The sequence below is a fragment of the Streptomyces sp. NPDC127117 genome (assembly GCF_042677325.1).
Classification (GTDB): domain Bacteria; phylum Actinomycetota; class Actinomycetes; order Streptomycetales; family Streptomycetaceae; genus Streptomyces.
The window spans coordinates 267,630-287,708 of the sequence record NZ_JBHXTM010000001.1 but is presented as its reverse complement, the minus strand read 5'-3'; the positions used below and the strand labels follow the sequence as shown (position 1 = coordinate 287,708).

Below are 20,079 nucleotides of genomic sequence, written 5' to 3'. Positions count from 1 at the left end.
GCAGGCACATGCGTTCTCACAGCAGGAGCGGCTCCGGGCCGCGAAGGAGGCGTGGACGATGTCGAACAGCGCGAAGATCGCCATCGGGGGAGTGGTCGTAGCGGTCATCCTGATGCCGTTCATCGGTTTCTGGCTGTCGTTGCTTGTCCTGATCGGAGTTCCGGCCGTTGCGTATCTGCTGCTGGACCCGAGCCAGCGGCGCAGGCTCCGCAGGATCACCCGCAAGGAGATAGGCCGCTGACGGGGCTCAGGCCGGCCGTACCGCGAGTGCGTCCAGAGCCTTCAGGAGCCGCGGCAGTTCGCTTCCGCGCCCGACCGGCAGTACCTCGCCGGGCTCCTCGTCCAGCAGGATGAACGCGATGTCGTCGGTCCGGGCGACCAGTGACCAGCCGGGGCCGTCGGCACGCAGCATCCTGGCGTCGCCCGAGGCGAAGGAGGACCGGACGCGGCCGGGTGGCGGCGGGGCATCGACGTAGCCGCGTGCCTGGGCCAGCGCCCGCCGTACACCGGGGTGTACTCCGGTGGGCGCGTCCGTGGCGGGGTTCGCGGGGGCGATGTCGTCCGGCGGGTCGTCCCTGGATCCGGTCTCGGCGTCGCCCTCACCCTGAACCTCTACTTCAGGGTGAGGGTCACGCTCAGGCACAGGTCCAGACCCGGGCTCGGATCCGGACGCAGGCCCGGGTGCTGATCCAGGCGCAGATTCAGAATCGGATCCGGCTTCGGCTTCGGCTTCGGAGGCCGCTCCGGCGACGGCCTCGGCTCCGGGCCCGTCCTCCGAATCCGCTCCGGGCCCGTTCTCCGGCTCGGCTCCGGGCCCGTCCTCGGCCTCGGTGCTGTCCGCGCCCGGCGGGTTGGCGAAGGCTGTCTCGTCATCGATCTGCTCGCGCCACGCGGCCCACTGGTGCGCTATCTCGTCCGCGCCCATGCGCCGCTGGGCCGGTCCCCATGACTCCGTGTCGGGCGGTGTCAGCGGCGCCGGTTCGGTGCCCTCGGCCTCCGGGTCCGGCAGCGGATCGTGCGGCGCGGCAACGCCCGGGGCGGCGACCGCCACCGGGAGCGGCCAGCCGGGCAGCGCGCAGACCACCGACCGGTCGTCGGGAGAGAGGTCGTAGTCCATGCCGCAGTCCCAGGCCGCGATCGCGACGGCGACCAGCGACACGTCATCGACGATGACGGTCCACCGTGCGCCGCTCCCGTCCTGGCCGAGGACCAGCCCGTACCCCTCGGCGTACGGTTCGAGCGCGAGCGCCGCACACGCGGCCGGGTAGTCGTCACCGAGGACGCTCGGGAACTGCGCCGGTGTCAGCAGCACCGCGGTCAGCACATACAGCGCGTCGTCGTCGGTGACCGTGTCGTTCGGCGCAGCCACGGCACTCTCCTCGTCCGTCGTCGTTTCCGTCGGCGCACCTTAACGAGTGAGTAACCCACTCGTCGAGGCCCTGACAAGGCAGGATGTCGGTTACGCGCGAGGCAGGACGGCGTCCGTCATTCGGCGGGGAGCCCGAGCAGGGTGCGTGCCACTGTCTGCGGGGATTCGCCGCGCTCGCGGGCCAGCGCGATGACGGCCCGGCAGGCCAGCTCGCTGACGCCGAAGGAGAGGGCCTCGGGCGACACCCAGCCGCTCGCCTCGTCGATCCGCGCCTGATCCTCCTCCACGGATGCCGAGACGAAGGTGGCAGCCGCCTCGAAGAGGTTGTGCTGCTTGCGCCGGTCCTCCTTGGCAGGCGCTGGGGGGCGATCCGACTTCCGGTCGGAGGCGACGACCTTCCGCAGGCTGCCGATTATGTCGATCATGGGGACCGCCTTCCCGAAGAGCTGTGAGTGCGTGACGCGCCGTTCCTGCTTGCGGTGTTCCCCACCGAAGTACAGTTGGACCTCCGGCCGGAACGAGGGGGTCAGTGCGGTGAAGCGGTACGACTGGCTGAAGGAGATTCAGCGTCTCCATCCGGAGCGGGACTTCCTTCGAATCTACCGGATCATGGCAAGCCACGAGTTTCCCTGGGACATCGCCCGAGCGCTCGAACTGGCCCTCTACCGGACCTATGCCGTACCCAGCATCGGTCAACTCCTGGCGCAGACCGCAGAACTGACGGATCGCTCGCAGAAGCGCTATGACGACACCGCGCTGCTTCTGGACACTGTCGTGGAGCACGGCTTCGACAGTGATCCGGGGCGTACGGCACTCCGCCGGATCAACGGGATGCACCGCAGCTACGACATCAGCAACGACGACATGCGCTATGTCCTGTGCACCTTCGTCGTCACCCCGAAACGCTGGCTCGACTCCTACGGCTGGCGCCGGCTCTCCGACCACGAACTGCGGGCGTCCGCCGCCTACTACCGGGTCCTGGGCGCGCACATGGGCATCAAGGAGCTGCCGCGGACGTACGAGGACTTCGAGCGCGTCCTCGACACCTATGAGGCAGAGCACTTCGGCTGGCACGAAGGGGGACGCCGTGTCGCCGACGCCACCCTGGACCTGATGAGCTCCTGGTACCCGCGCCCGTTGGCTCCTGCCGCGCGGAAGTTCGCCCTCGCTCTGCTCGACGATTCCCTGCTGCGCGCATTCCGGTACGAACGCCCCGGCGCCGCGGCCCGTAACCTCACGCATGGCGCACTGCGGCTGCGGGCGCGCGCGGTGCGACTCCTGCCACCGCGCTCCACCCCGCACTACGCCCGGCAGAACCCGGAGATCAAGGGCTACCCGGACGGCTATGAGGTCTCCGGGCTGGGGACGTTCCCGGTACCGGGGGTCGGCGGCTGTCCGATCCCGCACAACCTGCGCTCCGAAACACCTGCGGAGTGAGCCCGACGGGCACGGGGCGGTCGGGTCAGGACGTCCGTACGGCGAGGGCGAGGAAGCGGTCGTCCTCATCGGTGTACGCATCCAGTCGCCATCCCGAACGTGCCAGCAGCGGCCGGAGATTGGGCTCGGCGCGCAGATCGTCGTCCGTGATCCGGCGGCCGTGGCGTGCCGCAAGTGCCGCCCGCCCAATGGGGTGGAAGAGTGCCAGCCGCCCGCCCGGCCGCACCACCCGTGCCAGCTCCGCCAGGTCCGGACCGGGGCGCGACAGGTGGGAGATCAGTCCCGCCGCGAACACCGCGTCCAGCGACGACGACCTCAGCGGCAATCGGGCGACATCGGCGAGCAGCAGCGTCCCGTCCCGATCCCGCCCGGCCCGTACCGCCGCCTCCAGCATCGCCGCTGTCAGGTCCACGCCCACGACCGTGCCTTGTGGCCCGACCGCCGTCCGCAGCGCGGGAAGCGCCCGACCCGTGCCGCAGCCGGCGTCGAGCACCGCGTCCCCCGGACCCAGCGAGAGTGAGCCGGCAGCCGTCTCGTAGGCGGGCCCGTCGTCCGGGAAGCGGGTGTCCCAGTCCGCCGCGCGCGCCGTGAAGAACTCCTGGACATGTGCGTGGTCATCGGTCATACGGACATGATCGCTTAGTTGCCGACGGAGTGACACGAAGCGAAACGTCGGGAAATGAGGCGAGCGTTCGAGCGCTGGACGATCGCTGCCGCCCCGACCCATGGGACACCTGCACCACGCGCCACCTTCGGCGGCTGACATCCGCGCGGTCGTATCCGTGGGCCTGCATCGGCGCTGCCGCGCCGAGTGCCGCAGGCCAATCCCGTCCCGCAGCTCCGCCGGGAGCCGCGCCCCGACGAACCACCGCCCGCCGACGGACCGGACGGCATCGGCAACCCACCACAACTCACCCCCGGGCGGGCCGGCGACCGGATGACCGCCCCACCGCAACGGCCGGCTGCGCGGCGGTGAACCGACGCCGGGCACGCCCGGTCCCCGGCCCGGAACGCGGTCGTGCGTTCAAACGGCGGCCTGGCCGTGGGCTCCTCCGGCGGACTCGGCCACGAGCACGCGTCGGAGAGCAGTTCCCTGTCCCCGCCCCGGTTCGCTCTGTGGAGGCGCGCCGATCCGATGGGCCGCACGGGCCCCGCTCCCCGCTCCGGCGGAAGGGGGATCGGGGAGCGGGGCCCGTGATACGCGGGATCCGTCCCGGTCAGACGTTCACACCGTAGTCGGACGCGATTCCGGCCAGGCCGGAGGCATAACCCTGGCCGACCGCGCGGAACTTCCACTCCGCGCCGTGCCGGTACAGCTCGCCGAAGACCATGGCGGTCTCCGTCGACGCGTCCTCGCTGAGGTCGTAACGGGCCAGCTCGACGCCGTTCGCCCGGTTCACCACACGGATGAACGCGTTGCGGACCTGGCCGAAGCTCTGCCCGCGGCTCTGCGCGTCGTGAATGGAGACCGGAAAGACGATCTTGGCCACATCCGGCGGGACGGTCGACAGCTCCACATTGATGGACTCGTCGTCGCCCTCGCCCTCACCGGTCAGGTTGTCGCCGGTGTGCTGGACCGAACCGTCCGGGCTCGTGAGGTTGTTGTAGAAGACGAAGTGCAGATCGGAGAGGACCTTGCCCGCGTCCGAGCACAGCAGCGCGCTCGCGTCCAGGTCGTGGTCCGCGCCCGTCGTCGTCCGTACGTCCCAGCCCAGGCCGACCGTCACTGCGGTCAGGCCGGGTGCCTCCTTCGACAAGGAGACGTTGCCGCCCTTGGCCAGGGTCACACCCATGAACATCCTCCATTGATCCAGTGGTCCAGCGATTCGGTGAACGGCGCCGCTTCGGCCGTCACCCGGTCAACGACGGTGTCGTGACCATGGTTCCCTCGCTTGCGCAAGCCTTGAAGTGAACGTCCGTGAGACGTGCCGTACGTTGGTGGGCCGGCGTCCTAGGCGGGTGGGTCGGCACGGGGCGCCTGCACATCGGTCTCCTTCATGGCCTTCGCCTCACTCTTCAGGATCCGCATGGATTTGCCCAGGGCTCGGGCCGTGTCCGGCAGCTTCTTCGAGCCGAACAGCACGATCACCACGATCGCCAGGATCAACAGGTGCCAGGGTGCGAGGCCGTTGCGCAACATGTGCGTCCCGCCCTTCCTTTCGGTGCTTTGGCCGGAGTTTCCGTTCGGCAGTCGCGGACAGTGCTTCAAGCTGTCTGTAGGCAGGTCCGATGATCGGTTCGAACATCAATACTTGCTACATTGCGCAACTGTACAACCATGGGGCGGTGGAGCACGTCTTCCCCCATGGGAACCGGACGGACGGGGTGGCCGATGACGGGAAGTCGCAAAGCGGGAGCGGGCAGTGGAAGGGCCGGCCGCCTGCGCCGGACAGCCATGTTCGGGCTGTCGTTCCTCGTGCTGCTGGTCGCCGGAGTCGGCTGGGGCTACCTCAAACTCGGCGGCAGCATCGACACCTTCAGCGCGGACGGCATCTCGGGCGACCGGCCGCCCGGCTCCTCGGAGGGGCAGAACGTCCTCGTCATCGGATCGGACTCGCGCTCGGGCGACAACAGCAGGCTCGGCGGCGGCACGGGAGCGGTGGGACGCTCCGACACCGCGTTCCTCCTCCATGTCTACGGCGATCACAAGCACGCGGTCGCCGTGTCCATTCCGCGTGACGCGCTGGTCGACATCCCGGCCTGCAAGGGGCCCGACGGCAAGTGGACCGCCCCGCAGCACAACGTCATGTTCAACGGGGCGTTCTCCGTGGGGGAGACGGCAGAGGGGAACCCGGCCTGCACCCAGAACACCGTCGAACACCTCACCGGCCTGCGCGTGGACCACACCGTCGTCATCGACTTCGCCGGATTCTCCTCACTGACCTCGGCCGTCGGCGGCGTCCCGGTGTGCCTGCCCCAGGACATCTACCAGCGCGACCTCAGCCCGAAGCGGACGACCCGAGGGGCCAAGATCTTCACGAAGGGCCCCCAGACCGTTTCGGGTCAGCAGGCGCTCGACTACGTCCGGCTGCGGCACGGCATCGGCGACGGCTCGGACATAGGGCGTATCAAGCGGCAGCAGGCCTTCGTCGCCTCCCTCATCAAGAAGGTCAAGTCCCAGGGACTGGACCCCACCACCCTGCTGCCGCTGGCCAACGCGGCAACCGACGCGATGACCGTGGACCCCGGACTGGGATCGGCCGACCGGCTGCTGTCCTTCGCCATGTCGATGAAGAAGATCGACCTGCACAACACCAAGTTCGTGACCGTCCCCTGGCGTTACGAGGGGGCCCGCGTCGCCATCGTCGAACCGGACGCCGACGCGCTCTGGGCCGCACTGAAGGCCGACCGTACGGTCGACGGCAAGGACGCCAGCGGCAAGGAATCGGGCAAGTCGTCGGACAAGGGCGATGGAAAGGGTGGACACCCGACGTCCTCCACGGCGGACACCCCGGTCTCCGGCAAGGGAATCAGCGTCGCCGTCTACAACGGAACCACGGTCAGGGGGCTCGCCGCCCAGGCGGCCGAGCTCCTGCGCTCCCGGGACTTCACCATCACCACCACGGCCACGGCGAGCAGCCAGGACCGGACCTCGACCGTCATCGAGTACGGGCCGGGCCTGAAGGACCAGGCGGAAACCACCGCGCGGCTCTTCTCGGGTGCACGGACGTCGGAGTCCGGCACCTCCGGAATCCAGGTGATTCTGGGCAGCGACTACGCACAGAACCCGACAGCCTCCCCCGGAGCACCGACCCCCTCCACCGTGCCGTCCACCGTCGCCGACGAGGCCCGGTCGGCCGACGACGACCCGTGCGCGGACCTCAGCTACGGCTGATCGGCCATCAGGAGCGCGACGACTGCGCGCGGCGCGGCGTCCCTGCCGTCCGGAACCGCAACACCGGGTGACAGGGAGCCGCGTAGCCGCATGACACGTACAGCGCGGCCCCGTCCTCGCTGCGAGTCTCCGGGCGTTCGGGCGGTGACGGATCATGACCGGATCAAGGCCGGCTCCACTTCCGCTCGTAGCGGGTCCGGGCCGTCCGCAGGCCGTATGCGTACAGGGCCAGCACCGTTGCCAGCAACAGGTAGTAGAGCGGCGGCAGCGCGCTCATGCCCAGCAGCCCACCGAGCGGGGTGATCGGCAGTAGCAGGCCGACCACGGCGAGGCCGCAGGCGGCCACCCGCAGCGGCCCGCCCCCGCGACCGCCGGCGACTCGTCCGCCCGTACGGAGCAGCAGCATCACCAGGGCCTGAGTCAGCAGATTCTCGGTGAACCAACCGGAGTGGAAGGCATCCTGCCCGCCCGACGTGGCCGAACCGTGCAGGGCGACGGCCAGCACGGCGAACGTCGCCAGGTCGGCGGTGGCGTTCAGCAGTCCGAAGCCCGTGATGAAGTGCAGGAAGTCGCGCGGACGCAGCACGGTGGGCCACCGCAGCACCTCGGACGCGGGCCGGTCGAAGGCGAAGGCGAGCTGCGCCACGTCGAAGCACAGGTTCTGCACCAGGACCTGCGCCGGGAGCATCGGCAGGAACGGCAGCATCAGGCCCGCGGCGAGCATCGCGATGACATTGCCGAGGTTCGACGAGAGCGTGATGCGCAGATACGTGGCGATGTTCCCGCTGGAGTACCGGCCCGCGGTGATCGCGTGATCGATGGCCGCGAGGTCCTTCTCGGCAAGAACCACGTCCGCGGTCTCCCGCGCCACGTCGACCGCGTTGCGCGGACAGATGCCGACGTCCGCCGCGTGCATCGCGGGCAGATCATTGACCCCGTCACCGAGGAACCCGGTGGTCCGCCCGGCCGTGCGCAGCGCGGACACGATCCGTGCCTTGTGCTCAGGCGTACAGCGGGCGAAGACCGTGACCCGGTCGGTGGCCTCGGCCAGCGCCTCGTCCGACAGCGCGTCGATCCGGTCCGCGGACATGACCTGGCCCGGGTCGAGGCCGAGATCACGGCAGGTACGTGCGACGGTGCCGGGATCGTCGCCGGTGAGGACCTTGACGGCGATACCCCGGTCCTTCAGTGCGTCCAGGGCGTCCGCCGCGCTCGGCGTGAGCGCGTCCCGCAGAGTGACGAAGCCGAGGAAGGTCAGCCCTCTCTCGTCGGCCGTCGTGTACGGGCGCGGCCGGGCCGGGCGCTCGGCGCGGGCCACGGCGAGCAGCCGCAGACCGTTCGCGGTCTCGCGGGCGGCGAGTTCGCCCAGCCGGGTTCGTTCGGCCTCGTCCAGTGCGCACCGTTCGAGCACCGCCTCGACGGCTCCCTTGGTCACGAGCGTGTGCACACCGAGCCTCCCGGGGCTGCGGACCACCGCGGTGGCGAGGCGGCGCACCGGATCGAACGGCAACGCGGCGACGCCGTCGTACGCGTACAGTGGCTCCTCCCGCTCCTCGGCTGCGTCCAGCACCGCCTCGTCGAGTGCGTCCGGGGCGGGTAGATCGGCCAGTTGCAGCGTCCACAGCGCGTTGACCGCCGCCCAGTGGAGCGCCTCGGGATCAGGCAGGCCCGACGCGCTCAAGGAACTCTCGACGACGGGCCGGTCCTGGGTGAGGGTTCCGGTCTTGTCCACGCACAGCACGTCGATCGCACCGAGGTCGTGCAGCGCGGGCAGCCGCTTGACGATCACCCCGTGGTTCCCGGCGAGCAGCGAAGCGCCCCTGGCCAGGGCCGTCGTCACGATCACCGGCAGCATTTCCGGAGTGAGCCCGACAGCCACCGCGACGGCGAACGGCAGCGTCTCCAGGCCCCGGCCCCGCAGCGCCGCATTGGCCATCAGCACCAGGGGCGGGGTGAGCAGCATGAAGCGGATCAGCGTCCAGGAGATACCGTGCACCGAACGGTCGAACGCACTGGTGCCGCGGCGACGCGCCGAACCGTCGTACGCGGCCGCGAACCTGGTCTCCGCCCCCGTCGCCATCACCACCGCCGTACCGCTGCCGGACGCCACACTGCTGCCCTGGAAACACAGCTCCGGGCGGGCGAACGGCCCTTCCCCGTCGCCGGCGGCGTGGAGCCCCGCCGGCGGCGTGTCCATGGGATGCTTCGCGACCGGCACCGATTCGCCGGTGAGCGCCGACTGGTGAACGGTCAGTCCACCGGCACGCAACAGCCGCACATCGGCGGGCACGAGATCACCCGGGCCGAGCCGGATCACATCACCGGGCACCAGCTCCCCGACCGGCAGTTCACGGGCGTGCGGCGCGGCATCCGGCCCCGCGCGGCGCAGTACGGTCGCGGTGGTCGCCACCAGCTCCCGCAGCGCGGCCGTGGACCGGTCGGCCCGGTGCTCCTCCCCGGAACGCAGCAGACAGCTGACGACCACGAGCACCAGCGTCACGCACGCCGTGCCCCAAGAGGCCACCGCCGCCGAGACCAGGCCCAGACACAGCAGGACCGAGGTGAACGGATCGCGCAGACTACGAAGGAAACGGCGGGGCCAGGAGACCGGAAGCCAGGCCGGCAGCGTGTTCTCGCCGTACCGCGCCAGCCGCTCGCCGGCCTGTTCCTCCAGCAGTCCTCTCGGTCCGCTGTCCAGCGAGCGCAGTACCTGGAGGGAGGTCGGTGCGGCAGCTGCGGAAGCGGCGGCCGGGGCGTCGTGGGCGGCGCCCCGCCTGGCTGCCGTGCCCGCCATCGGCACGATGACGGCGGACGGGCCGTCGGGGTCGTCGGTGCTGCCGGGACCTGCGGCGGCACTGCTCTCAGGCACCGAGCCCACGGAGGCGTGAGGACTGTGCGGGTGCGTGTCCGGCACGCTCCGTGAGCTGGCCGACCATCAGCCGGACGACGGTCACCACATCGGGATCGTCGACCAGGTACACCTGGCGGCGGCCCTCGCGTCGGGAACGTACGAGCCCCGCCAGTTTGAGCTTCGTCAGGTGCTGGCTCACCGAAGGAAGAGTGCCACCCACCCGGTCCGCGAGTCCGGTCACATCGCTCTCGCCCTGGGACAGGGCCCATACGATGTGCAGCCGCGCGGGCGTCGCGAGCAGGCCGAAGGCTGCTGCGGCCTCTGCCAGTACCTCCGCGGGCGGATCCTCGAAACCGCCGTCGGCAGCTCTCGACACTCTTGCTCTCCCTGTCCGCGTGGCCCGAATCCTCGCACCCGAAGTCTTCAGTGTAGGCGCCGGAAAGAGGCGGTCCCTTGTGCGGACGAGCGGAGCGCAGACCGATCCGGGCCGCGAATGAGCTGAACCTGTCACGTCACCAAGGAATTGGACTCGTCCTGCGGCGCGGTCCTTCTTTGCCGTGCCGTCGGCCTGCGCAGGCGGGAAGCCGGTCGACACAAATGGGTCGACGGCAAGGGAGGCCGCGGAGAGTGAGGCTCTCGCGCTGAAGGTATTGGTCGCCGGAGGCTTCGGCGTCGGAAAGGCGACGCTCGTCGGCGCCTTGATCCCGACTTCGGCACTCCGTCGTCACGTGCGATGCGCGCGACCGGGAATCCGGCAGGGAAGCCCCGATCCGCATGGTCGAGTACATCGGCCGGATGCACACCGCCAGGCTTCTCGATTCGGTGAGTCGACCCTCCAGGATGCTCCTCCACCACTCGATATGGGGCCCGGACCAAGCCACATGACGAAGGAGTGCTTGCCCCCGAGTGACCAGTGCGCAAGGCTTACGGCAACGGGGCACGGGGAACGCATGAGCGGGGAGGAGCGGGGAATGGCGCTGGACAGGGGACTCGACTGGCTCCTTGACGACCTCACGAACAGGGTCGAGTACATACGGCACGCATTGGTGCTTTCGAACGACGGACTGGTGACGGGCGCGAGTACGGGACTGGCCCGCGAGGACGCCGAGCATCTCGCCGCGGTCTCGTCCGGGCTGCACAGCCTGGCTCGCGGTTCCGGACGCCACTTCCGGGCCGGAAAAGCCCGGCAGACCATGGTGGAGTTCGACGAGGCGCTGCTTTTCGTGACGGCGGCGGGGGACGGCAGCTGTCTGTGCGTGCTGAGCGAGGCCGAGGCCGACGTCGGCCAGGTCGCCTACGAGATGACGTTGTTGGTCAACAGGGTCGGTGAGCATCTGGGCGTCGCCGCGCGGCAGTCGGCGGATGACGAAACCGATCGCCTCTGACTCGGCGATCCGGTCGCGGAGTTATCCACAGGCCGGGCGGGCGCATTCTCTTCCGGGTTACGGTACTCACAGAGAGTGACTGAATCTCACGGGGGAGAGTGTCATGACTGTTGCTGAAGGCGTGTGCGCGGAGAGCACCGGTGCGATGGCGTTGGGCGCGCCCGCCGCAAGCGCGATGGCGGTGGGCGCGGCGGCCCAGGCACTCCGGCTGAAGCGCGGTGAGTTCGCGATCGCCGTGCATCTGGGGCTGATTCGCCTGATGGTGCCGCACGACGGCGGACGGCCGAGGGTCGGCTGCGAGGAAGTCGAGCGGATCCGGTCGCAGGACGGATTCCCGGAGGTGCTGAGGGAGAGAGTGCGCACGGTCGGGACGGCGGAGGGCGCTCGGCAGCTCGGGATCAGCCCGGACCGCTTCACCAAGCTCGCCCGCGCGGGATGTCTCACGCCGATCACCTTCTACCTCAACCGGTACCGGGCGATCGTCTGGCTCTATCTCGCCGACGAACTCACGGGGTTCGCCGCCCGGGAATCGCAGCTTCTGACCGGCAGGAGTCCGGGCTGGCTGCGCGACCGGTTGGAGGGAGGTGCCGACTGCCGGGCGAACAACTGGCGCTCGCGCCGGGTCGAACGGCTGCTGAGTCTCACGGAGGACCCTTGGGCCCGAGTGGCCGTGCTCGCGGACACGCTGGACCCGGTGCAGTTGGCGGAGGTAGTCGACGATCCGTACGAACGCGCGTACCTCGCCAGGCTCCGACCCGAGCCCGCCTTCGGGCCGACCGGTCCGGTGTGGGCACGGGAGACCATGGCACACCTGATGCGGGCCGATGAACCGGACGAGCTGTTGTGGCGGAGGGTCAACCTGATCATGGAGCTGGACAACGCCCGAGAGGTACGGTCGGCGCCGCGTCCTGGTGGCGATCGGCGTGCCTTCGCGTCTCCGGCAAGCGAGCGCGCGCCCGCGCCTGACTTTCGCGCCGATGCCGATGCCGATGCCGGGGCCGGTCCGGTACCTGCCCTCGCTCCCGCGTCCCCTCCTGCTGTCCCACCGAGCCCCTGCCCGGAGACGGGCCCCGTCCAGGCGCCGCCGGGTTCGGCGGAACCAGCGATTGGCCTGCTTGCCCGCATTGGTCTGCGCAGGCGTACGGACAGGGACGCGGACCGTCGGCAATCCCCGCGGGGGCGCGTGCCGTTCGGCGGACGACGAGGAAAGTGCCCCTGAACGCAACTGATGGGAAGTCACCCGAGGGAGGAAAAGAGCTCGCGGAGGCGGAACGCCACCGGCATTCTGTCTCCCATGCTGATCAGGGAAGCAACCACCGAGGACTGGCCCGCCATCTGGCCGTTCTTCCACGAAATCGTTGCCGCGGGCGAGACCTACACCTACCCACTCGATCTCGGCGAGGGAGAGGCCCGCTCCTGGTGGCTCCTCAAGTCCCCCAACCGCACGGTTGTCGCGGTCGACGACGACGGGACGATCCTCGGCACGGCCAAGATGAACACCAACCACATGGGCAATGGCTCACACATCGCCAGTGCCAGCTACATGGTCGACCCCGAGCATTCGGGGCAGGGCGTCGGCCGGGCCCTGTGCGAGTACACCCTGGACTGGGCTCGCACGTCGGGTTTCAGGGCCATGCAGTTCAACGCGGTGGTGGAGACGAACGTCCACGCCGTCAGGCTCTACCGCTCGCTCGGATTCGAGATTCTCGGAACGCTTCCGGAGGGCTTCAACCACCCGGAACAGGGTTTCGTCGGGCTGCACATCATGCACTGCCGCCTCTGACATCGGCATCGCCCCTCACCCTTTACTCCGCCCTGTGTCCGTCATGTCCGAAGCCGTGGTGATGTGTGGGCAGTTGATGCCGCAGGTGCTTCGTGGGGCGGGTGTGGCGGATGCCGGCGGGGGCAGTACTCTGCGCCCCACCGCCATTCGGGCGATGAAACACATGCGGAGGAAGAATCCATGACCATACCCAGGAGATCGTTGCGCGCTGCGGGAACGCTGGCAGCCGCCGCGGTCGTCGGCCTGACCGGCGCGGTGCTCACCGCCGGCCCGGCCGCAGCTCACACCCCCACCTGGGCCGTGACCTGTTCCGAGGTGAGCCTTGACCTGACCGCCTACAACGGCAAGGTCACCAACCAGGTGACCGTCACTGTCGACGGCAAGGACCTCCTGCCCACCGAGACCTTCGGCAGGGAGTTCCACAAGAAGCTGGAGCTGCCCAAGCACGACAAGGAGCTCACGGTCCACCTCGTCGTCAAGGCCGGCGACGGTGACAACTTCTCGCGCGACGAGACCAAGTCGGCACCCGTGTGCGAGGACGCCACCACCCCGCCGCCCGCGCCGTCCGAGGGCACGCCGTCCCCGGTACCCTCCACCGAGGCGCCGACCGAGAGTGCCAAGCCCAGCAAGGCGCCCTCGACGTCCGCGCCCGCCGTGGCCACCCCGAGCCCGAGTTCGCCGGACCTGGCCGAGACGGGTTCCTCGTCCGCCACCCCGGTCATCGCCGGAGCGGCCGTGGCCGTACTCCTGGCGGGTGGCGGCATCATGTGGTCCGTGCGCAAGCGTCGTACCGCACAGCACTGACGAATGAGCCGGTGGTCCTGACACGGACTGTGCCGGGACCACCGGTCGAAGCCGCGCCACCGCGCGCCCCGGCGCGTTGGGCGGCGCGGCCTTCGAGACATCGTCAGACTTGCTGCGCGGGTGGCCGGGCGGTGGCGACGGGCGACGCCGAGGGCCCGATCTCGCACCAGACCGCCTTGCCCTCACCACGAGGCTCGATGCCCCAGCGGTTGGCGACGGCGTCCAGGAGCAGCAGACCCCGGCCCGATGTCGCGGTTTCCCCCGGACTGCGCCTCCTCGGCCAGGCGCTGGAGCGGTCCTGGACGGACAGGCGGACCCGCCGGACCGGTTCCGGCAGCACCTCCAGAGTGAGGACCGCGCCGCCCTCCGTGTGCAGCAGGACGTTCACCAGCAGTTCGCCGGTCACCAGCTCGGCATCGTCGGCGAGTTCGGCCATGTCCCAGTCCGTCAGGGCCTGACGCACGATGTTCCGGGCGTCGGACAGTCCCTCCGGGTCCGCCTGGTGGATGTACTGGTGCAGGCGCGGGGCCCTCGGCGACCCGGGGTCCGGGCTGCGCCGCAGGACCAGCAGAGCGACATCGTCCCCCGAACCCCATCGCTCCCAGAGCCGGTCGGAGAGATGGTCGGCCAGCGCCTGGGCGCTCGCCGGCCCCGCGCTCACCTCATTGATCAGCGCCTGCAACCCCGTGTCGATGTCCGCGCCCGGCTCTTCCACCAACCCGTCGGTGTACAGGACCAGCGTTTCGCCCGGCACCAGGTCGAGCCGGGTCTCCGGGAACTCCTCGTCCTCGAAGTGGGTCGAGATGCCCAGCGGCAGACCGCCCCGTACCTGAGGGCTGCCTACCCGGCCGTCCATGTGCCGGATCAGCGGACCCAAATGTCCGGCCCGAACCACGCGCACGGTCCCCGACGCGAGATCGACCTGGGCATACGTACAGGTCGCGAAGCGGTCCGTGTCCAGCTCGGCGAGGAAGCGCGAGGCCCGGGCCAGCACCGTCGAAGGAGGGTGTCCCTCGCCGGCGTACGCGCGCAGGGCGATGCGCAACTGGCCCATGATGGCAGCGGCGTGCGTGTCATGCCCCTGCACATCACCGACCACGATCCCGAACCGGCCCTTGGGCAACGCGATCACGTCGTACCAGTCACCGCCGACCTGGCGCCCGCTCCATGCGGCGTGGTAGCGCACGGCGATCTCGCCGCCCTCGATCTCCTGGATCCGCCGCGGCAGCATCGCCGCCTGGAGCCCGGTGGCGAATTCGCGCTCCTCGTCGAAGAGCTTCGCACGCTGGAGGGACTGCGCCACGATCGCGGCCAGCCCCAGACACAGATTGCGCTCGTCCGCGTTGAAGGACGTGTTCTCGCGGTAGAAGAGGGCCAGTGTGCCGAGGGAACGGGCCTGGGCCACGAGGGGCAGATAGGCGGCGGCCCGGAATTTCAGCCCGTCGGCGATGGGGGCCAGCACCGGGTAGCGATGGGTGAGGGCCGAGACCGAGGTCAGGAACCGGGGCCGGCCACTGAGCACGGTGTCCGCCAGAGGGAACCGCCGGTCCAGCCCGGCGTCCCCGAGCCCGTCGATCGCCTCCACCGAGTCGCCGCTCAGGGCGATGACGCTGAGAGTGGTGTTCTCGACCAGGCCCAGCGAGAGACCGTCCGCCCCGAGCCGGGCGAGCCCGCCTGGTCCGGTGAGCGCCGCGGTGACGTCGTCGACGGTCACCGCACGCGACAGCGCGCTCGTTGTGCGTTCAACGATGCTGGTCTGTCGCTGCCGCCGCTTTTCCAGATCGAGCACGAAGGCCGAATGGGTGACTTCCGCGGTGGCGTCCTGCACCACCCCGACGATCCGGTGCGCCCGGCCGTCGTCGCTGCGCAATATTCGTGCCTGGATGCGGGTCCACTGCTCCCTGCCGTCGTCCATCGGCACTCGGAAATGAACACTGTACGAACTGTGTCCGCTCTTGATCGCCCCGTCGATCGCCACATCGAGACGGGTCCGTTCCGACTGTTCGAGGCGGTCCAGCACGGTCTCGGGCCGTGAATCGAAGGTCTGCGGATCCAGACCGAACACCAGCAGCCCGGCATCGTCCATGTCCAGCGTTCCAGCCTCCACGTCCCACTCGAAGCTGCCCATCCGATTCATGGCAAGGCGCTGAGCCGTCGCGATCTCGCCGTTGTGCGTCTTCTCGATCAGCGGGCGAGGCGGGACGGTAGTGCTCGGTTGCTGGTCGTGATCGGTCATTCCTGCTCCGGAGGTCGCCGGGCGGGGCTGCCGGGCGGCGCGGCCCGTACTGGGTGACTCAATTGTCGAACCGCTTCCGGCAGGTTGCCACAGCGGAAACCCGGCGAAATTTGGCCGGAAGACAGGGCTGGGCGGACCCTGGACCCCTGCTGTTCCGGCACTGACCCCGCCCCGCAGAATGGCAGCGGAAGATCGTCCGTGATCGGCGGTCGATACCGTACAGGGGCTGACCGGAGCGCATTCATGAACCACGAAGATCCAGTTCTGCTGCACACCGAAGGACGCGTCCGGCACATCACGCTCAACCGCCCACGTGCCCTCAACGCGCTGAATCACGCCATGGTGGCCCGCGTCACCGAAGCACTCGCCGAGGTCGAGCACGACGACTCCGTCACCGCGGTCCTCATCACCGGGGCCGGCGAGCGGGGCCTCTGCGCGGGCGGCGACATCCGTTCCATCTACGAGGACGCCCGGGCCGGCGGCAACGAGTCGATGGACTTCTGGCGCGACGAGTACCGGCTCAACGCCCGCATCGCCCGATTCCCCAAGCCGTACGTCGCGATCATGGACGGCATCGTGATGGGCGGCGGTGTCGGAGTCTCGGCCCACGGCGACGTCCGTATCGTCACCGAGCGCTCGCGCATCGCCATGCCGGAGACCGGCATCGGGTTCGTCCCCGATGTCGGCGGCACCCATCTGCTCAGTACGGCGCCCGGTGAGCTGGGCACCCACCTGGCGCTCACCGCGGAAGCGGTCGGTGCGGGCGATGCGCTGCTGTGCGGCCTCGCCGACCACTTCGTACCGTCGCAGCGGCTCGCCGAGCTCACCGCCGACCTCGCCGGCTGCGGCACGGCCGCCGAGATCGAGGAGACGGTGCGGCGGTACGCCACACCCGCTCCGGACGGCGAACTGGCCACGCACCGTGAGTGGATCGACTCCTGCTACGGCGCGGCCTCGGTGGGGGAGATCGTCGACCGGCTCGACAACAGTGGCGTCCCCGCCGCCAAGGAGGCAGCCGAAACCATCCTGACCAAGTCGCCCACCTCGCTCAAGGTGACCCTCTCCGCACTTCGCAGGGCTCGCCGGCTCGGCAGCCTGGAGGCGGTGCTCGACCAGGAGTACCGGACTTCGTGCACCGCCTTCGCCAGGCCCGACTTCGTGGAGGGCGTGCGCGCCCAGATCATCGACAAGGACCGCGACCCGCAGTGGCGCCCGGCGGCTCTCGCCGAGGTCACCGACGCCGATGTCGAACTCTTCTTCGCCCCGCTCGGCGACCGCGAACTCGGCCTGGCCGCCACTTCCGGAACGACGAACTGAGACGTACCGGGGCGGAGGGCCGCATCCGGGAAGTCAGAGGTCGTTCGGCCCGTCGACCGTACGGAACGGGACGCCGAGCAGATCGGCCGCGGCCTTGAGGTCCTTGGCACGATGACCGGTGCACAGCGTCCAGTGATGACCGATGCCGGTCGCGGACCAGGCATCGGTCCACTCGCCCGGGTCGAAGCCGAAGTCGACCCGGGAGGTGGTGTTGCCGATCTCCAGCAGCGGCCCGGGTACCACCTCGCCCTCGGACGCGATGAAGGTGAAGGTCCCGTCGGCCTCCTGCCCGACGCCGAACGTGGTGACCGGCCCGTGCCTGACGTCGAATTCCACGCTCACCCCCCAGCCACGCTTGCCGTGGTAGAGACCCAGCCCGCGCAACAGCGGGTCCTTGGCGCTGATGGCGAGGTGGGCCGGTCCGTCGTGGCCCATCTCCACCACCCGGTCCCGGAAATTCAGGGCCTGGAGTTCGGTGAAGGAGCCTCCGGCACCGAGCGTGTCGGCGATCAGCATGGCGAGGCTGGTGCGCAGCTCGTACTCACCTGCCATCGGGATGCCGCGCGCGGTCAGCAGCGACGCGCCGAGGATCATGCCGGCGCCGAGCCGCTCGTGGATCTCGCCCTCCAGACCGCGGTGGTAGTAGGCGAGACTGTCGAGTGCGAAGTCCTCCACGAGCCGGTCCAGTCCGACCGAGACGCGCGCGGCCCACGCGAGATCGTTCTCGTCCACGGAGTCGTCGAGGGTGAAGACCTTACGCGCGAGCGCGACCCGTTCGACGGCCTCCTCGTCCGTCACGCCGGCGACCCGGACCCGCAGATCGTCGAATTCGAGGACTTCGACATGCCCGCCGAACTGGGTGGAGACCAGCGTCATGTCGGTGGAGACATCGAGCATGCCGGGGTAGAGATGGCCCATCAGACCATGCCGGCCGTGGCGCAGCGCGGCGCGGACCTGAGCGGCACGGATCCAGCGGCGGATCCGGTTCCACGCGTTCTCGTCGTGCAGATGTCCCGAGACCGAGCGGAAGGGGATGCCGCCGCGCCGGAACACATTGGCGACCTCCGGCAGCGGGCACTGCCCGCAGTACGCCAGCCACTTGCCCGTATCGGTGTCCGGGTGATCCATCGCCTCGGTCGGCTGGAGATCGATGACCAGCACCGGAGCGTGCACGCGCTGGGCGATCGGCAGCACCATCGAGGCGGTCAGATACGTCGTCAGAAACGTCACGACGATGTCGCAGTCTGCCGAGCGGAGCCGCTCCGCGGCCTTCGCCGCCTCCTGCGGATCAGAGATGAATCCGGCGTCGACGACCTCGCAGCCCATCTCCTCGAACTGCCCGGTCACGAAGCGGGCCGACTCCCGCAGCCGGTCGAGGAGGCCGGGAAACTGCGGCCAGTACGCACCGAGTCCGCCGGACACCAGACCGATCCGGGTACGACGGCGCGCGGTACGGGCGAGTACACCGTCGAGCGCGGCGGGCGGGACATCAGTCATGAGTTTCCTTCCTTCGGTCACGTCGAAGGCCCGGGCTTCCCGAAGGGGCGCCCGGGTTTCCGTCGAGGGCAGGGGCCGCACCGGATCGGCTCGGTACCAGCCTCGCGGCCGCCCGGTCCCAGGCCCGCCGGTCGCCCTGCGGGGTGTAGTGGCGCAACTCCTGGGTCCTTGCCACCAGTTGTCGCATGGACACCAGGTCGCCCGCCAGCCCATGGGCACGCGCCTGCAGCAGGATGTTGCCCAGCGCTGTCGCCTCGGCCGGGCCGGCCGTGACGGGCAGCCCCGTGGCATCAGCGGTCCACTGGCAAAGGAGCTCGTTGCGTGAACCCCCGCCGACGAGATGGATCCGGCTCAGCTCCCGCCCGGCCAGGGCAGCGGCCTGCCGCAGCGTCCTGCGATGAGCCAGCGCCAGGCTCTCCAGGACACACCGGACATAGCCGCCGGGGCTGTCGGGCGGCACCTGCCCGGTCCGTACGAGATGGGCGTCGATCCGCGCTGGCATGTTACCCGGTGCGAGGAACACCTCGTCGTCGGGATCGACCACCGCGGCGAACGGCCGGGCACGGGCCGCCGCCGCGAGCAGCTCGGCCAGCCCCGGTGCGTCGCCCCGCATCCCCCAGGCCCGCCGGCACTCCTCCAGCAGCCACATCCCCATGATGTTGCGGAGATAGCGGACGGTGCCGTCGACCCCGCGCTCGTTGGTGAAGTTGGCCGCACGGGACTCCTGCGTCAGTACCGGAGCCGTCAACTCCAGTCCGGCCAGCGACCACGTACCGCAGGAGACATAGGCGAACCCCGGCTCGCCGGCGGGCACGGCGGCGACCGCCGACGCCGTGTCGTGCGAGGCGACAGCCGTCACCGGTGTCCCGGCCGGCAGCCCGGTGTACTCGGCGACGTGCGGCAGCAGCGTCCCCGCCGGGTCACCCGGCTCACGCAGCGGCGGGAACCAGGAACGCTCCAGACCCAGCCTCCCGATCAGCGCATCGGACCAGGCACCGGCCGACGCGTCGAACAGACCGGTCGTCGACGCATTGGTGATCTCCGCGCCCACCGTGCCGGTCAGCCAGTTAGTCAGCAGATCGGGGATGAGGAGCATCGTCCGTGCCGAACCCCACTGGGCACTCGCACGGTGAGCGGCCAGCTGGAACACGGTGTTGAACGGCAGATGTTGCAGGCCGCCGACGGCATAGAGCTCCTGCGCCCCGCACACCGCCAGCACCTGCTCGGCCGCCTGCCCGTTCCGGCTGTCGCGGTAGTGGAACGGCAGTCCGAGCAAGGCCCCGTCCGCATCGAGAAGGCCGTAGTCGACCGCCCACGTATCGATGCCGATCGAGGCGATCGGTCCGCCGCGCGCAGCCGTACGCAGACCGTCCAGCATTCCCTGGTACAGCGCGAGCACGTCCCACCGCAGCCCGTCCGGCAACTGGACCGGCGTATTGGCGAACCGGTGGACCTCGGTCAGTGTGAGCTTCCCCGGCCCCGCCAGGCCGGTGATCACCCGCCCGCTGGTGGCACCGAGATCCACGGCGGCGAAGGTCGCGTCGCTTCGTGATGTCACGGACATG

The 20,079-nt window shown here is 69.8% G+C and carries 18 protein-coding genes and 1 pseudogene; 9 read left to right on the top strand and 10 right to left on the bottom strand.

Annotated elements, in window-relative coordinates; genetic code table 11:
- The first annotated feature begins 58 nt into the window (after positions 1-58).
- A complete protein-coding gene (locus tag ACFVH0_RS01415) occupies positions 59-241 on the top strand; it encodes a hypothetical protein (protein WP_148832927.1) in 183 nt (60 codons plus the stop codon).
- A gap of 6 nt (positions 242-247) precedes the next feature.
- On the opposite strand, the gene ACFVH0_RS01410 is transcribed toward ACFVH0_RS01415, so the two are convergent.
- On the bottom strand, positions 248-1,369 hold the full coding sequence (locus ACFVH0_RS01410) for a hypothetical protein (RefSeq protein ID WP_385817379.1): 1,122 nt from the start codon (positions 1,367-1,369) through the stop codon (positions 248-250).
- 116 nt (positions 1,370-1,485) lie between these two features.
- On the bottom strand, positions 1,486-1,794 hold the full coding sequence (locus ACFVH0_RS01405) for a hypothetical protein (RefSeq protein WP_385817378.1): 309 nt from the start codon (positions 1,792-1,794) through the stop codon (positions 1,486-1,488).
- 109 nt (positions 1,795-1,903) lie between these two features.
- Here ACFVH0_RS01405 and ACFVH0_RS01400 point away from each other — a divergent pair, with 109 nt between their 5' ends.
- Entirely contained in the window at positions 1,904-2,806 is a 903-nt protein-coding gene (locus ACFVH0_RS01400; protein ID WP_385817377.1) for an oxygenase MpaB family protein, read from the top strand.
- A 25-nt stretch (positions 2,807-2,831) separates the two neighbouring features.
- On the opposite strand, the gene ACFVH0_RS01395 is transcribed toward ACFVH0_RS01400, so the two are convergent.
- The 3 genes from ACFVH0_RS01395 to tatA all read right to left on the bottom strand — a co-directional run bounded on the left by ACFVH0_RS01395 (position 2,832) and on the right by tatA (position 4,946).
- The gene (locus ACFVH0_RS01395) at positions 2,832-3,431 is read right to left on the bottom strand and encodes a class I SAM-dependent methyltransferase (RefSeq protein WP_385817376.1); all 600 of its coding nucleotides are present in this window, start codon (positions 3,429-3,431) and stop codon (positions 2,832-2,834) included.
- A 592-nt stretch (positions 3,432-4,023) separates the two neighbouring features.
- The gene (locus ACFVH0_RS01390) at positions 4,024-4,599 is read right to left on the bottom strand and encodes a TerD family protein (RefSeq protein WP_259934172.1); all 576 of its coding nucleotides are present in this window, start codon (positions 4,597-4,599) and stop codon (positions 4,024-4,026) included.
- A gap of 158 nt (positions 4,600-4,757) precedes the next feature.
- On the bottom strand, positions 4,758-4,946 hold the full coding sequence (gene tatA / locus ACFVH0_RS01385) for a Sec-independent protein translocase subunit TatA (protein ID WP_385817374.1): 189 nt from the start codon (positions 4,944-4,946) through the stop codon (positions 4,758-4,760).
- Between the two features lie 255 nt (positions 4,947-5,201).
- Between tatA and ACFVH0_RS01380 the strand changes: the two genes are divergently transcribed.
- On the top strand, positions 5,202-6,641 hold the full coding sequence (locus ACFVH0_RS01380; protein ID WP_385817507.1) for an LCP family protein: 1,440 nt from the start codon (positions 5,202-5,204) through the stop codon (positions 6,639-6,641).
- A gap of 163 nt (positions 6,642-6,804) precedes the next feature.
- On the opposite strand, the gene mgtA is transcribed toward ACFVH0_RS01380, so the two are convergent.
- Complete coding sequence (gene mgtA / locus ACFVH0_RS01375; protein ID WP_385817373.1) at positions 6,805-9,510, bottom strand: magnesium-translocating P-type ATPase; 2,706 nt, start codon at positions 9,508-9,510, stop codon at positions 6,805-6,807.
- Positions 9,503-9,868, bottom strand: coding sequence for a metalloregulator ArsR/SmtB family transcription factor (locus ACFVH0_RS01370; protein ID WP_124722271.1), 366 nt, complete (start codon positions 9,866-9,868; stop codon positions 9,503-9,505). The genes mgtA and ACFVH0_RS01370 overlap by 8 nt, the downstream gene beginning before the upstream one ends.
- A gap of 306 nt (positions 9,869-10,174) precedes the next feature.
- Between ACFVH0_RS01370 and ACFVH0_RS01365 the strand changes: the two are divergent.
- The 5 genes and pseudogenes from ACFVH0_RS01365 to ACFVH0_RS01345 all read left to right on the top strand — a co-directional run.
- Positions 10,175-10,377 (top strand): annotated as a pseudogene (locus ACFVH0_RS01365) (hypothetical protein); the annotation flags it as partial.
- A gap of 86 nt (positions 10,378-10,463) precedes the next feature.
- Positions 10,464-10,877 carry a roadblock/LC7 domain-containing protein gene (locus ACFVH0_RS01360; RefSeq protein ID WP_385817372.1) on the top strand — a complete coding sequence of 138 codons (414 nt, stop codon included), beginning with the start codon at positions 10,464-10,466 and terminating at the stop codon, positions 10,875-10,877.
- A gap of 103 nt (positions 10,878-10,980) precedes the next feature.
- The gene (locus tag ACFVH0_RS01355; protein WP_385817371.1) at positions 10,981-12,096 is read left to right on the top strand and encodes a DUF6397 family protein; all 1,116 of its coding nucleotides are present in this window, start codon (positions 10,981-10,983) and stop codon (positions 12,094-12,096) included.
- A 75-nt stretch (positions 12,097-12,171) separates the two neighbouring features.
- A complete protein-coding gene (locus ACFVH0_RS01350; RefSeq protein ID WP_385817370.1) occupies positions 12,172-12,660 on the top strand; it encodes a GNAT family N-acetyltransferase in 489 nt (162 codons plus the stop codon).
- Positions 12,661-12,840: 180 nt separating this feature from the next.
- Positions 12,841-13,464, top strand: coding sequence for an LAETG motif-containing sortase-dependent surface protein (locus ACFVH0_RS01345; RefSeq protein WP_385817369.1), 624 nt, complete (start codon positions 12,841-12,843; stop codon positions 13,462-13,464).
- Positions 13,465-13,567: 103 nt separating this feature from the next.
- Here the strand turns inward: ACFVH0_RS01345 and ACFVH0_RS01340 are convergent, their stop codons facing one another.
- Complete coding sequence (locus ACFVH0_RS01340) at positions 13,568-15,700, bottom strand: SpoIIE family protein phosphatase (RefSeq protein ID WP_385817368.1); 2,133 nt, start codon at positions 15,698-15,700, stop codon at positions 13,568-13,570.
- Positions 15,701-15,943: 243 nt separating this feature from the next.
- Between ACFVH0_RS01340 and ACFVH0_RS01335 the strand changes: the two genes are divergently transcribed.
- On the top strand, positions 15,944-17,017 hold the full coding sequence (locus ACFVH0_RS01335) for an enoyl-CoA hydratase/isomerase family protein (protein ID WP_385817367.1): 1,074 nt from the start codon (positions 15,944-15,946) through the stop codon (positions 17,015-17,017).
- 33 nt (positions 17,018-17,050) lie between these two features.
- Here ACFVH0_RS01335 and ACFVH0_RS01330 read toward each other — a convergent pair whose 3' ends face one another.
- Both ACFVH0_RS01330 and ACFVH0_RS01325 read right to left on the bottom strand, forming a co-directional pair.
- Positions 17,051-18,514, bottom strand: coding sequence for an arabinose isomerase (locus tag ACFVH0_RS01330; RefSeq protein WP_385817366.1), 1,464 nt, complete (start codon positions 18,512-18,514; stop codon positions 17,051-17,053).
- The gene (locus tag ACFVH0_RS01325) at positions 18,507-20,078 is read right to left on the bottom strand and encodes a rhamnulokinase family protein (protein WP_385817365.1); all 1,572 of its coding nucleotides are present in this window, start codon (positions 20,076-20,078) and stop codon (positions 18,507-18,509) included. The genes ACFVH0_RS01330 and ACFVH0_RS01325 overlap by 8 nt, the downstream gene beginning before the upstream one ends.
- Between the last annotated feature and the right edge of the window lies 1 nt (position 20,079).